The sequence below is a fragment of the uncultured Methanobrevibacter sp. genome (assembly GCF_902774605.1).
Classification (GTDB): domain Archaea; phylum Methanobacteriota; class Methanobacteria; order Methanobacteriales; family Methanobacteriaceae; genus Methanocatella.
Window position 1 is genome coordinate 93641 of the sequence record NZ_CACYJE010000002.1, and the last position, 14273, is coordinate 107913.

General features: G+C 36.3%; 12 protein-coding genes. 1 reads left to right on the plus strand and 11 read right to left on the minus strand.

Annotated elements, in window-relative coordinates:
- Nucleotides 1-211 precede the first annotated feature (211 nt).
- Nucleotides 212-4306, plus strand: coding sequence for a C1 family peptidase (locus tag QZU77_RS00860; RefSeq protein WP_295598600.1), 4095 nt, complete (start codon nt 212-214; stop codon nt 4304-4306).
- A 1124-nt stretch (nt 4307-5430) separates the two neighbouring features.
- Here the strand turns inward: QZU77_RS00860 and QZU77_RS00865 are convergent.
- The 11 genes from QZU77_RS00865 to QZU77_RS00915 form a co-directional block, all read right to left on the minus strand.
- Nucleotides 5431-6051 (minus strand): phosphopantothenoylcysteine decarboxylase, encoded by a 621-nt coding sequence (locus QZU77_RS00865; RefSeq protein WP_366208851.1) that lies wholly within the window; start codon nt 6049-6051, stop codon nt 5431-5433.
- Nucleotides 6052-6076: 25 nt separating this feature from the next.
- Nucleotides 6077-6589 (minus strand): flavoprotein, encoded by a 513-nt coding sequence (locus QZU77_RS00870; protein WP_295598606.1) that lies wholly within the window; start codon nt 6587-6589, stop codon nt 6077-6079.
- Nucleotides 6590-6615: 26 nt separating this feature from the next.
- On the minus strand, nt 6616-7167 hold the full coding sequence (locus QZU77_RS00875) for a PsbP-related protein (protein ID WP_295598609.1): 552 nt from the start codon (nt 7165-7167) through the stop codon (nt 6616-6618).
- 30 nt (nt 7168-7197) lie between these two features.
- The gene (locus tag QZU77_RS00880) at nt 7198-7974 is read right to left on the minus strand and encodes an endoglucanase (protein ID WP_295598614.1); all 777 of its coding nucleotides are present in this window, start codon (nt 7972-7974) and stop codon (nt 7198-7200) included.
- Between the two features lie 57 nt (nt 7975-8031).
- Nucleotides 8032-8838 carry a prephenate dehydratase gene (pheA, locus tag QZU77_RS00885; protein ID WP_295598642.1) on the minus strand — a complete coding sequence of 269 codons (807 nt, stop codon included), beginning with the start codon at nt 8836-8838 and terminating at the stop codon, nt 8032-8034.
- A 39-nt stretch (nt 8839-8877) separates the two neighbouring features.
- Nucleotides 8878-9681, minus strand: coding sequence for a CBS domain-containing protein (locus tag QZU77_RS00890; RefSeq protein ID WP_295598617.1), 804 nt, complete (start codon nt 9679-9681; stop codon nt 8878-8880).
- A gap of 31 nt (nt 9682-9712) precedes the next feature.
- Nucleotides 9713-10651 (minus strand): CBS domain-containing protein, encoded by a 939-nt coding sequence (locus tag QZU77_RS00895; protein ID WP_295598620.1) that lies wholly within the window; start codon nt 10649-10651, stop codon nt 9713-9715.
- A 63-nt stretch (nt 10652-10714) separates the two neighbouring features.
- Nucleotides 10715-11413 carry a 7-carboxy-7-deazaguanine synthase QueE gene (locus tag QZU77_RS00900; protein WP_366208852.1) on the minus strand — a complete coding sequence of 233 codons (699 nt, stop codon included), beginning with the start codon at nt 11411-11413 and terminating at the stop codon, nt 10715-10717.
- On the minus strand, nt 11413-11928 hold the full coding sequence (locus QZU77_RS00905) for a 6-carboxytetrahydropterin synthase (protein WP_295598626.1): 516 nt from the start codon (nt 11926-11928) through the stop codon (nt 11413-11415). Before QZU77_RS00905 ends, QZU77_RS00900 begins: the two co-directional genes overlap by 1 nt.
- Nucleotides 11925-12518: a DUF366 family protein gene (locus QZU77_RS00910; protein WP_295598629.1), complete on the minus strand. Its 594-nt coding sequence runs from the start codon at nt 12516-12518 to the stop codon at nt 11925-11927. The genes QZU77_RS00905 and QZU77_RS00910 overlap by 4 nt, the downstream gene beginning before the upstream one ends.
- A 267-nt stretch (nt 12519-12785) precedes the next feature.
- The coding region (locus QZU77_RS00915; protein WP_295598633.1) for an Ig-like domain-containing protein at nt 12786-14273 on the minus strand (1488 nt) is incomplete at its 5' end.

A 14273-nucleotide genomic window follows, 5' to 3' on the forward strand; every position in this document is an offset into this window, starting at 1 on the left:
AAAATCGTCAATTAGTAATACTTAGATACTTATCAAAATATATCAAACTTTTGCAACCTCACTTTCTAATAGTTTTTATTCATCACAGTGCAACTTAATTCAACTATTATACCCCAATATAATAAATATTAAGAATAACTACATAATACTGTGGAAATGTGAAATTATGTTAAAAAATAAATATTTTCTTATAACGCTTCTAATATTTTTATTGTTTATTATCCCTGCAACAAGCGCAAGTGATAATAATACTGATTTAATTGAAATAGACAGCAGAAATACAATTTCTGACAATACTATTCTAAATGTTAACAACACTGAAGACATCACATCTGTTGATGCTCCCCACAAAGAATTGACAGACAATGACCTTAAAAATGATTCAATCATTTACTTGACAGATGGGGAATATGACTATAAACAGGAATCCGAACACAGAAACATTACATTTATCGGTGAAGACACATCAAATACTATCATCAACGGTAACGGAAGCACTATCCATATAACCGGATTTGTATCATTCAAGAATCTTACCCTGAAAAACATCAGAATCTATGCTCCCGAAAGCCTGACTGCAGTGAATGTTATTTTCAAAGATTTTAAATATAATCATTCTAAAGACTTTCCAACAGGAATGATTTACAACGGCTACAGTGACAGCAGCAATATCAATCTGGTGAATTGTACATTTTACAATAACACCCTTTTAGATGCAGGCATTTTAGAAGCATATTACAGCACAGTGAATATTAAAGACTCAAAAATCATTGACAACGAAAATGTCGAATCAGATTCATATATAACTTATGGAATAATTTATGCTGAAAAATCAGATTTCAACATTTCCAACTGCGAATTTATCAACAACAAAGTAGGATCTGCTTCAGGAGTATTGACTTGTGAAAAATCGCCAATCAATATAATCAATTCCAAATTCGTGAACAATACAGCAAAAAGCACACCATGTATTCGTGTAATTCAGGCTGATGCTTTAATTGATGGTTGTGAATTCATTAACAATACTGGCACATCTACTTACGGATCAGTCTATACATTTAGGGGCAATCTTTATATATCCAATTGCGAATTTATAAACAATACTGCAGGGAAAAGAGGTGGATCAATATGTTATACAACTTACGACCTTTTAAATTTCACTGTTAACAATTGTACATTTTATAATTCAAAAGCAAAGCAAACTGGAGGGTCCATTTATATCTCTTGTGGAAACATCAATTTCAACGATTGTAAGTTTCATAATTCCCAAGCCGATAGGGGAGGTGCAATATTATTTGAAAATGTATTTGATTATCCATTTCTAATAAACATCACCTCAACTGAGTTTATCAATTGCTCTTCAACATCAAGAGGTGGAGCAATATATTGTAGCGATTTCCACTCATTAATTGGATTTAATATATCAATAGTTAATGCTAAATCAAAATATGGTGCGGGAATATTCATCAGCTATTGTAATTCAACATTCGATAATCTGACCATAACAAATTCATCAAGCATCAATGGAGCTTATTTTCACCAAAATGGAGATTTAAAGTTGATAAACTCACTACTCTCATCAAATACTGGTGATTTTGGATCTGCAATATATCTAACAGATATGCGAAATGTGGTAATTGAAAACAATACATTTAAAAATAATAATGCCAGCGGTTATGGCAGCGCAATTTATATCGTTTCCAACTCAACTCAAGATTTTTCAAAAAATAATTATGAGAGTAATTCAGCGAAAGAAAATAAAACCGTATATGTCAATTACATTTCATATGATAAGGATAATCTAATAATTATCAGCAGAAATTACACATTTTTCATAGGCAATTATACTGATACTGATTACATCCCTCAGTATTACAATTTAGTTGACTTAAATCAGACCACTTCCGTTAAGGACCAGATGGATGAGGGTAACTGCTGGGCTTTTGCCGCAATTGGGGGATTGGAGTCAAATGTTTTAAAAGCACATAATTTATTACTGGACCTTTCAGAAAACAACATGAAAAACATTGCAAGTAACACATCACCATTCGGCTGGATTTATGAACCAAATTATGGAGGATATTCATATACACACATAGGTTACCTTGTAAGCTGGTTAGGTCCCGTTTTGGAAGAGGATGATCCGTATATAGAGATTAGTCGATATTCAAATTTGTTTGATAGTGTATTGCACATCCAGAATATTTTAAACATTAAAAGAGATAACTTCACAGATAATGATGAAATCAAAAAAGCGATAATGAAATATGGAGGAGTAGTATCCGCTATCTATTCAACAAATTCTGTTAAGCAGCATTACAATGAATCCATTTATCCCAATCATGAAATTGTTATTGTAGGTTGGAATGATACAATGGAAATACCTAATGCTCCAGGACTGGGAGCATGGATTTGTAAAAACAGTTGGGGCTCTGAGTGGGGAGAAGACGGCTATTTCTATGTTTCATATTATGATACCTCCTGCCCTTCAAAATCAGACTTTTTAGGCACATCCGTAATCATATTCAACAGTACAATAAAATACGAGAAAAATTATCAGTACGATCAGGCACAAACTGATTTCATCAATACCCCAAATGATACAATATGGTATAAAAACAGATTCAATGCAACCAACAATGAACTTTTAGCAGGAGTATCCACATATTTCAAGGAAGATAGCTTTTGGAATTTATCAGTTTATGTCAACAATGCTTTAAAATTAAGTAAATCAGGATTTTCAAAATCAGGATACTGGACAATTGAACTCGGAAAGGTCATCCCATTGGAAATTGGCGATGTTTTTGAAATAGAATTCCAAATCAATCACAATAATGCCAGCGTCCCTATCTGTGAAGGAACAATATACGTCAATAAATTTTACAGCGAAAACATCTCATTTATAAGCTTTGACGGTGAAAACTGGACTGACCTCTATGATTATAACTGGGATAACGAAGGAGAAAACACCTTACAGGTAGCATGCATCAAAGCATTCACAGTGCTTAACAATGAGTCATTTATGATGCTTTCACATCAAATCGAAAACCACGAAAATTATCTTGAATTAACAAATGATTATGCATATACCGATATCGATGAGGAATTTATAAATGGAATTGTCATCGCCAAAGACAATTTCACAATTGACGGACAAGGACATACCATCGACGGAGCGGGACTTGCAAGAATATTCAACATTACATCAAACAATGTAACCCTGAAAAATATTAATTTCAAGAATGGTAATGCCAATTATGGCGGAGCAATATACAATAATGGTAAAACAACCATAGACAACTCCAAATTCACTAACAATAATGCAACTGGAGGCAGTGCAATTAAAACTGAAACCGACATGATTATCAGCAATTCTGAATTCATAGGCAATGGTGAAAATTGCATTGATGTTAACATAGGTGCTAAAATAACTTTAGATAATGTTACAAATGATGTTCCATTGGTAAACGATACAGTAAGCATGAGTATTCTTGAAGCTAAAGATGTTGTTTACGGTAATTCAGTCAACATCAAAGTTCAGGTAAATAGCAGCACCATATACCCATTGAACAGTGGTAAAGTGGTTGTTAGAGTTAATAATGTTGAATATTATGCTGATGTAAAAGATGGAATCGCAACACTTGTTATTCCTAAATTAAATGCTGGAACTTACAATGCCAATATTACATACATTGACAATAACATCATAAGAGCAGAAATTCCCGTTAATTTCACTGTAAATAAAAAACACATTACAATTAATGCAAAAAATGCGGCATATACGATTAATTACGGCGGAACCTACAAAGTTAACTTCAAAAGTATAACTGATGGAATCAAAGTAACATTTACACTAAACAGCAAAAAAATTGGAACTTCCACCATCAAAAAGGGATCTACTTCAATAAAATTAACTGCAAAAATCCTAAAAACTGCAAAAGCCGGTAAAAAGAACATGGTAATTAAAATTGTAAATAGTAATTACAGTCCAACAAGTAAAACTATCAAAATTACCATCAATAAAGAGAAAACAAAAATAATCGCCAAATCAAAAACATTCAAAAGAACTACAAAAATCAAAAAATACACAATAATCCTGAAAAACAGCAAAAAAGCAATGAAAAAAGCAATAGTAACCTTAAAAGTTAAAGGTAAAACATACAAAGTAAAAACCAACAGCAAAGGCAAAGCAACCTTTAAAATTACCAAATTAACTAAAAAAGGAACTTACAAAGCAGTTATCAAATATAAAGGAAACAACTACTACAATAAAGCAACCAAAAAAATTAAAATTAAAATCAGATAGATGCAACACGCATCTGCTCCTCTTTTTTTCAATTATATCAATCAATAATCTTTAAAATTTTATCACATCTCTGATGCTGATTTTGACAAGATAGATAAGATTTTAAGAATCTGTAAAAAAAAATAAATTTTTAATGTTTAAATAAAAATTAAAAGATTCATATAGATTTAAATTTTTATGGAATTACAAAAAAGAAATGATATCAATCAATATCCAAAAAAGTATGCACTTGATACTCCAATAAATATCAAAACCTTAGAAATTACATGATGAAAAACATTCAAAAATTTTATCAACAATAACAAATAATCAATGATGCAACATCACAAACATTCAAAACCCAAACCCTATTAAATTCCAAATCAAAATCCACCCAATATCAAAAGAAATATTAAGATAAATTATTTAAAAATAACCAAAACCGAAAACAACACCACCACAAAAAAGGCAATAATGCATTGTCAATACAAGAAAAATCTTTGTAAAAAATCACCCAATTTTTGAGTGATAATCAGCTAAAAAATAGCTCTGAGAAAATTAAAAAATTACTACAAAATCGGCCAGAAAGTATTACTTAGATAGCTTTTTATACTATAAAATAAAATATTATATATGCTAATGCAAATAAAATAAAAGTTCATTGAAACGTCCTTTAGGTTGATTCACTCTATTAATCACTCCATTTAACTAAAACCTAAAGGCATGAACTTATTTTATTTAATAACTTATTTTTAAAAGACTTTTTTTCAAAGATTATTTTAAAGGATTTAATCAAAAAAGTATTACTCATATGAGGGCATAATCCTCCTCAGACATATGCCATTAATCGAAATATGAAACCATTTGCACTACACCATATACCCATATTTTAACATGACATCAAAATTGCAATTTGCAAATAGGATTGATTTGAAAATCAAAACATGAAACAAGCAACATTCACATCATTTCATCATTTGCCACAAAGCAAAAAATGGAACCCGAAAACATGTAAATTTAATGCAATGAATGAATAATTAAAATAAGTCATTAATGAAAAAGTATCATAATGCTGAATCAATATGTTAAAATAAAAAGAGCAATGAATTAAAATAATATGATGAAACTTTGAAATATAGATGAACTCATATCTTTTTTGAAATTACGTCAAAAATCTTTTTGGCAATCTCCCTTTTGGACGCCAACGGCACAGTCAAGACATCATCATCAACAATGAGAACCTCATTATTGTCGGATCCGAAATGGCAGTTATCCTTAGAGATATCATTGGCAATAACCAAATCAGTGCCTGCATCGGCAATCTGCCTACGGGCACACTCAACAATCTCATCCCTTGAAATGTTGAATTCCGCCTTAAACCCAACCAGAAAGACACTAGGATTAATCTTTTTAATCTGGCGGATAATCTTGGTAGTCGGCTTCAGATTCAAGAACAATGAACTGGAGGAGTCAATCTTCTTATCTGATTTTTTTCTGAATTCAAAATCAGAAACTGCCGCCGCTGAGATGAAAATGTCACAAGATGGAATCAGCTTCAAGATAGCCTCGTTCATCTGGGAGCTTGTCTCGACGCGAACGACATTGAAAACTGAAGGGATTTCAACACTGACATTAGCCACAACAAGAGTCAAGTCCGCTCCGCGAATATACGCTTCACGAGCAAGGGCCAAACCCATCTTGCCCGAGGACTTGTTGGTGATTCCCCTCACCGAATCGATGGGCTCATAAGTCCCACCAAGACTTATCAGTATCCTTTTGCCTTTAATAATATCAATCCTTTCTGTTTAAATTAATGGTTCTCAATGATTCCAACACAATGTCATCCTTAGACGGGAATTTGGCCTTGCCCTCATCCATCCTGGGCTTGATGAATGTGGCTGAACCCTCATCCTTGATCTTTTCAATGTTTTGCCTAATCGCACGATACATTGAATCATGCATTGATGGAACGAAAATGATTGGAGTGTCATGTCCCTGGGCGGTAATCAGCAATGTTGAAATCGGATCGTCAGCAATCTTGTGAGCAAACTTTGAAATGGTATTGGCTGTTGCCGGAGCAACAAGTATCAGGTCCTCCTGAGAATACTTGACATGCTCGATTTTACCGGTCAACCTGGTTACGACCTCTTTTCCTGTTGCAAATTCCATTGCATTCGGATGAATGATTTCACATGCGGATTCGCTCATGAAACACTTGACCTCGACATCGTTTCTTCTAAACTCACGAGCGAGCTTGATTGATTCGGTAGCTGCAATGCTGCCTGTAACGCATAATATAATCATAAGAATACACCATAAAAAAAAATAATTTATGTAATTTGAATATCTGATAGGATATAGTCAAATACATATAAGTTAGCATCAAACTGGTCGATTGGAGCACTGTACAGTAAAGCGTAAGCCTGTCCGCCTTTCTCAAACCATACTGCCTTGTGCTGTCTTTCAGTGCCGTTCTGGTTTGAAGTATAGACATATTCGAATGCCTCCTTGCCCCCAACAACGGATGATCCTGATGAAATCAGTTTAAATGAGGAGTCTGATTCCATGGACTTGTAGGTGGTATTGACGAATGTGGCGAATTCACCTTCAAGAGGCTTCTTCTCAAAATTGATATTGACCTGGCCGACACCGGCGGCATCAATGGAATTCAATTTTGAAATTGACATGATTGAATAATTGGACTTGGCTTCTGAATAACCCCAATCTGAAGGATAATTGATGGTCAATCCTCCCTTTGACAATGTTTGAATAGAAGTGTCATTGTTGGAGCTTGGTGCCGCACCGACACCAGAAGCTATTAAAATCAAGGATATGATAAGAATAATGCCGATTATGCTTCCTTTTAAAAGTCTATTTTCCATACTATCACCTTTAAATATTGGATAAGAGGATTATTCCTCACTGCTTCCTCCAGACTCGGAACTGCCTCCACCCGAATCTGAACCTGAGCCTGAACCTGAATCGGAACTGCCTCCACCTGAATCCGAACTTGATCCAGAATCGGAACTGCCTCCTCCACCGGTGGAACTTGAACCTGAATCGGTTGAAGTGTCAGTAGTGGTTTCAGTTGTAGTGGTTTCAGTTGTAGTCTGCGTTGTGGTGGTCTCCACCTTCTCATCATTATTGTCATCGCTTGTGTCTTCAACCTGAGTGTTGTTGGAAGTGTCGGTGAAGTTTGTAGTTGTTGTGTTTACAACCGCTTTAATTTCAGGGAATGCTGTATCCTCAACAATTGCAACCACACCGGTTTCCGCACCAGTGTCAAACTCAAAGCTAAATACACCATAGGCAACGCCTGCAGTAAACGCTACAACAAGCACCAATACCGCTATCAGCTTGAAAGTGTTCCCATCCATTGAGGATTTTTTCTTCTTGTTATACTTTGCGTCGCCCTTTTTAGGATTAATAATATACTTTTGAACTAAATCTTGTTCCTGTTTTTTCTTATCTACGGTAGGTTTCCTGCTTCTTTTACGATTCTTGGGAGCAGTTGATTTGCCCTGCATAGACCGGATTCTTCTAGTGGCTTCAACAGCATCAATGGAATTAAGCTTATCTTCATATTTAGAACGGAAGTAAGTGTATTTCTCTCTAGAAATTTTGCCGGAATTGTAATCGGCTTCCAAACTACTCATGATTTTTAGAAGTTTATCTCTATCATCTGACATGCCTACCCTCCCTGAAATTATTATGTTTTAAAATATATTAAAACAATAATTTAAATGTTACCTAAAATGAGGATAGGAACCTAGAACTTTTAAAAAATAAGTATTTTCATCTATTTCAGCCAAAATATCCTGAACCATCTCATCAGCAGCATGGCCTTCAAAGTCAACGAAGAACAAATATTTGCCCAAACCCTTCTTTGACGGTCTGGACTCAATTTTGGTCAGGTTCACATTGTTTTTCTCGAAAATCCCCAAAATATGATACAATCCACCCGGCCTGTCCTCATAGATTGAAAAGATTATGGATGTCTTATCCCTGCCGGTGGGTTCATGATCATCTTTCGAAACGACAACGAACCTTGTCTCGTTATTGTCGGTGTCCTGGATATTGGCCTTTAGAATATCCAGACCATATAATTCCGCAGCGACACGGTTTCCGATTGCCGCCTTGTTTTTGAAACCCAAAATGTCCTTGGCAGCCCTTGCGGTGCTGACGGCATAATGAGGCTGGATCATGTTTTTTCTGATGAACTCCTGACACTGCGCTATAGCCTGCGCATGGGAATACACATCCTCAATGTCATCCATCCCGCTACCCGGATTGACCATGAGATTCTGATTGATGGGAATGATTATCTCCCGGTAAATCTTCAAGTCGAACTTGTGAGCGAGCGAATCCAATGTTATTCCGACCGGACCCTCAATTGAGTTTTCAATAGGTATGACTCCAAAACCAGTCTCGCCATTGCTGACGCTTTCCATCACTGCAGGAATAGTGCAGTATGGAATCAACTCATCACCCACGTGACTGGCGGCCTCATGAGTGAATGTTCCCTTAGGACCTAGAAATGATATTAAAGTAATGCTTAGACCCCCTAAAAAAAATAAAAAAAGAAGATATTTTTAAGATTCCAATTTTTCAATCAGCCTTAAAATATCTGTTTGTGTTATAATACCAACGACGACATTGCCTTCAACAACAGGCAAACCATTGTATCCGGTTTCCATCATGACTTTTGCAACTTCAGCGATAGTTGCATCCTTGGATGTCACTGTTGGGTTTGAAGACATTATGTCCTCAACAAGAACCTCCTTGATTTGAGACTTCTGGTACTTTTCAGGCACCTTTTTCCTAAAGTCGATGAATGCCCTCATCAAGTCCTTGGAGGTCACCATACCAACAAGATTCTCATCATCCACGACAGGCAATCTTCCAACATGGGATTCTATCATTTGCCTTCTTGCGTGAACAAGTCTTTCGGTTGGTGAGACCACTGTCAAGTCTTTTGTCATAATTTCCTTAACAGTAATCTTTTCAAAAGCAATTCCCACTGCAAGTGTGACAAAATCAGCCTTGGACACGATTCCGGCCATCTTGTCATCTTCATTCATGACGGGAACGGAACCGATACCGTTTTCCAACATTAATCTTGCCACTTCATCTAATTGCATTGTTTCAGGAACTGTGAATACATCTTTAACCATTACAGATGAAATATGAAGTCTTGATGCAGGCATGCTTTCATATTTTGAAGAACCTAGCTTGTTAGCTATATCTCTTTCAGAAATAATACCAACTAATTCCTTATTATTGGTTACAGGCAAACGTGAAACATTATGTTTGCGCAATAATTTCAAAGCATCAGAAAGATTTTGATCCTTGTCCACGGTGATTATATCCTCAGACATCAAATTCTTAATTTGCATATTATCATCTCCTAATATTGATTGTGTTAGTTTAATATCTTTTAACTGCGTTTAAAATATCTCTTTCAGTAATGATTCCAAGCACATTATCGTCTTTGACTACTGGAACTCCACCAATGTTTTTATCAGCAAATACTTCACATAATTCGCCAATGGTCATTGTTGGTTCGACTGTGATTGGCTCTTTAGCCATTATGTCGGAAATCTTGGTTTGCTCCAATACGTCAGTTGCTAAGTTGGAATTCAAGTTATCGAATAATTCTTTAGCGTTGAGGAATCTTATAACATCAGTAGAGGTTAAGATACCTAATAGTTTTTTAGCCGCATTGGAAATGTCGGCTTCTCCGCCCACGATTGGAATTCTTCTCAAACCGTTCCTAACCATGATTTTGCATGCGCCTTCTAAAGGTGTACCTGGAGTGGTTGTGAATACTTTAGGACTCATGAAATCCTGCACGGTGTCTTTTCCTGCAACACCAGCTAGGGACAATGCAATATCCCTTTCGGTTACGATTCCTGCAAGTTTGCCGTCAGCATCAACGAGAGGAATTGCACCTAATTGATTAGATAACATTGTTTCGATAGTTTCTGCAATGGAAGCCTTGTTTGATAATGTGATGATGTCACGGGTCATTATCTCTTTAACCGGCTCATTGATTGCAGCTAAGAAGTTGTCCTGGTATTTTTTTTCAATAATGTTGAATTTTTTTCCTCCACCAAAGAAATCTAATATATCCATTACTGTTACAATACCTAATAATTTACCAGAACCAGGGTCAGTAATTGGCAATCTTCTAAATTCGTGTTCCATCATTACTTTTGCAGTGTCTTTGATACTTTTGGAAGGAGGGATTGAAATAACGTCACGGCTTGCAATGGCCATAATGTCTCCTTCTTTATCATGAACTCTTGTCTCTCGTTCTACTGCACCTGTGTTTGATTTTCTATTAACGGATGTTTTATCTTTCATTTTCACACCTCATTTTACAATTGCTATCACTAAAATAAAATCAATAATATTAAAAACAATAATTCACTCGATATCCAAAATCTTATGGATTTGAGGAATGGTGGAAACTTCAAAATATTGCCCAACAACTTCGGAAAACTCAAATAATTTAAAATTAATGTCTTTCCATTCTCCTAACGGACTGGAAGGTTGGATAATTATTTTAAGATTGCTTTTGCTTGAAATATTTTGCGATAATTTTTCAACTACCTCTTTAAATGACTTTATTTTTGTTGATGGCAATATAACTACTTTACAATATACATTTATGGATTTGGTTATTAATAAATTTAGTGATTTAATTTCATTTAAAAAAATTGAATTATCAAAATCACCATCAAAATGCTCCGGAAGCTTGATATCCAATGAGACAATATCCAATCCTTCAATTGAATCGATATTGTCCGGCAATGTACCGTTTGTTTCGAGCATTATTTTCAAATTGAAATTCTTGCCGACCTGTGAAATGAAGTCAGGATATAGGCTCGGCTCACCTCCAGTAAATGATATGCTTTTGCAATCTGGAGTGATGAGTTTCTCTATTTCACTTACAACCTCATCAGGAGTCATCAGCACTCCGGATTTCTCGGATTTACTGTCATTGGTGTCGCAATAGTTGCAGTTCAGGTTGCATCCTGCGAACCTGACGAATATTTGCCTTTCACCTATCAAAAGGCCCTCGCCCTGAAAACTTGAAAAAATTTCAATTATTGGAGCTTTCATCATAAGTCTTCCCTATACTCTGCACCTTGCCCAATCCCCTCATTCACGCACACTGCAACATATTCAAGGTTGTCATATGTTTCAGCGAGTTTCTTGGCCAATGTCTTGGCGAAAAACATGGACAGTTCCTCTGCGGAAGAGTACGGCAGAGGCAGAAATACACAGTCAACAGAAGGTATGGTGTATCCCTTGCCGTCAATTTTGAAGTATACTGATTTCTGCTTTTGCAAATCGAATATTGAATCCTTGTTCTTGTCGAAATCCTTGAATTCGATTAGATCATTATAAACTGGAATCAGCAACCTGTGGTCCAGCTCGTCGCAGATTGCCCGAGTGTAGCTTTTAACGTCCTTGAAGTCCACTACGAAATCGAATTTTCCTGCCCTTTCCCCTCCTATTTCAACGTCAACGAAATAGGAGTGCCCATGTATAAATCCGCAGGACTCATGCCCAGGAATCACGTGAGCGGAGGAGAATCTTAAATTTGATTGAATACCGTTAATTAAAATTTTCATCCTAACACCTTGGTTTTGCTTATGTCGTTTTCGATTGTTTCCAGCTCATCAGTGAATCTGGAAACTGTATCGTTTATTAATTCTAATAGATTATCTTCATTGAATACCTGCTGGCCATCCACCTTAATGTCGTACAGTCCGATGGTGTCCACATCATCCGGAGTTCCCTTATCCTCAAGGTTAAGCGCAAAGTGTATCTTAGCGGAGCTCAAGGACACTGAAGCGATGGATATTGACAGTTTCCTGCCGTCGACAAAAATATCGTCGCCCTCCCTTCTTGTAGCGATTCCCTTTTCAGTGAGGATTTCCCTGAAAATCATCACAAGGAGCCTTTGGCGAAGATATGCAACCCTCATGTTTGTAGGCTGCTGGTCGAAGAATTCGCATATGAAATTGACCATGTAATTGGATTTGATTTCAAGCCCCACATCAGCGAAGTCCTTCAGGTTGTCGGGAGTGATGTTGACCGGACCTATCCATGTGACTATTGATGATCCGTATATGCCAAATTCCTGGAATGCCCATGACGGGTTGATTTGGCTTCCGTCGTATTCAAAAATTTCATCAACATGCTTATGAGTAATAGTCATATTAAAACCTGCAATTATTTTACACTATACTATATGAAGATTTTACCATTTATAAATTAATCGAAATATTGTAAAAATCTCATTCCAATACGGTTACAGATAGATGATGCTGGAAGAACATGTTGACTGCAATGGAAAGTATGAGAATAATTGAAATTCCAATTGATTAAACTAATGAAAAAATAGTCAGAGTATAAAATAAAAATATAATATTGCAATTAAATGCTTTGAAAAAAATAAAAGGAAAAATAGTGTTAATGTCAAACACTATTTTTTAATTTTCACCTTACCCTTAACCTTGTTGGTTTTGTAGGATGCAGTGAATGAATATTTTTTGCCTTTCTTGAGTTTCTTGAGCACTGATTTCTTCTTGATAGTCACCTTAGCGATACCTTTCTTGTTGGTTTTAGCGGAGTACTTTTTGCCCTTGAACTTGAAGACAATCTTCTTGCCCTTAATGGCCTTGCCGTTAGTCCATTTGAGTTTAGCCTTAAGAACAATCTTCTTGCCTTTCTTGACTGAAACAGTCTTCTTGACAAGTTTAAGGGTTTGTTTGACCACTAGTTTATTGTAAACCTTGTAGTTCTTATACTCAGCCATGACCCTATAGTTTTTAGGGTTCAAGTTGATCTTCAACTTAGCAAGACCGTCCTTGTTGGTTTTACTTACGTAGTGTATTGTGTTGACGTAAATGTCAATGATTTCACCTTCGCCGACAGGATTGCCGTCATCACCAATTACAAGAACAGTGTAATAGGTACCGTCCATGAAGTCCATGGTAATGTCCTTGTTATGAATCAACCTAGGAACAACTGAAAGCTCCTTAGTCACAGACTCACCAGTCACAGGGTTAATGGAAGTCACATTGTATTCACCAACATCCAAGTGAGAAGTTGCTAATTTAGCCACACCATGTTTTTCAGTCAATACAGTGTAGGACTTGCCGTTGACAATGAAAGTCACGTTAACACCCTCGAGAGCGTTACCGAACTTGTCAAGGAATACAGCCTCATAATCATAGATACTGTTCCATCCTCTCACAAGCTTCTCAACAGCATTGATTGTAGGTATGTCAATCGCAACGTTGATATGTGATTTGGTATTTGTACCAGCGTACTTGCCATCACCGCTGTAGGCCACATCAACATCATATGAACCGACAGGCAAATCACTTACGTTTACAACTGCAGTACCGTTTTCAACCTTAGCAGGAATAGTCTGATTGCCCACCTTAACTGTCACATTACCGGTAGCATCTTCAGGAAGTTTGACTGTGATTGTGCCGTTTTCACCGACTTTCACATCAGGAGCAGTCACATTCACATCATAACCAGTTACTTTAGGAATGTCAACAGTCTGGTTTTGAGTAACAGGGTTTTTACCGTCATCATAAATCACAGTAACGTTCTGCTCACCAGGCTGAGCATCTTTCACATAAACAGTGGCAGTGCCGTTTTCAACCTTAGCAGTGTACGGAGTGCCGTTCACCACAACAGTAACATCACCAGTAGCATTGTCAGACACTTTAACAGTAATCGGAGTCACAGTACCATTATTTACACCAGGCTCAAGAGTAACTTGAGGATGCACAACAAATACCTTGGAAGCAACGCTTCTGTTATAATTATCGTCACCAGCGTAAGTTACGATTGCAGTGTATTCTCCGGCCTTGAGACCTGCGACGTTGAATGTTGCCTTACCGTCTTTCAAGTCAGCATAGTAGTATGTTCCACTTACATTAATCAATACCATTCC

Bases quoted from the DNA above. Each gene is read 5' to 3' on its own strand.
- QZU77_RS00870 (WP_295598606.1), bottom strand. From the start codon at position 6,589: ATGATTATATTATGCGTTACAGGCAGCATTGCAGCTACCGAATCAATC.
- QZU77_RS00875 (WP_295598609.1), bottom strand. From the start codon at position 7,167: ATGGAAAATAGACTTTTAAAAGGAAGCATAATCGGCATTATTCTTATC.
- QZU77_RS00880 (WP_295598614.1), bottom strand. From the start codon at position 7,974: ATGTCAGATGATAGAGATAAACTTCTAAAAATCATGAGTAGTTTGGAA.
- QZU77_RS00890 (WP_295598617.1), bottom strand. From the start codon at position 9,681: ATGCAAATTAAGAATTTGATGTCTGAGGATATAATCACCGTGGACAAG.
- QZU77_RS00895 (WP_295598620.1), bottom strand. From the start codon at position 10,651: ATGAAAGATAAAACATCCGTTAATAGAAAATCAAACACAGGTGCAGTA.
- QZU77_RS00900 (WP_366208852.1), bottom strand. From the start codon at position 11,413: ATGAAAGCTCCAATAATTGAAATTTTTTCAAGTTTTCAGGGCGAGGGC.
- QZU77_RS00905 (WP_295598626.1), bottom strand. From the start codon at position 11,928: ATGAAAATTTTAATTAACGGTATTCAATCAAATTTAAGATTCTCCTCC.
- QZU77_RS00910 (WP_295598629.1), bottom strand. From the start codon at position 12,518: ATGACTATTACTCATAAGCATGTTGATGAAATTTTTGAATACGACGGA.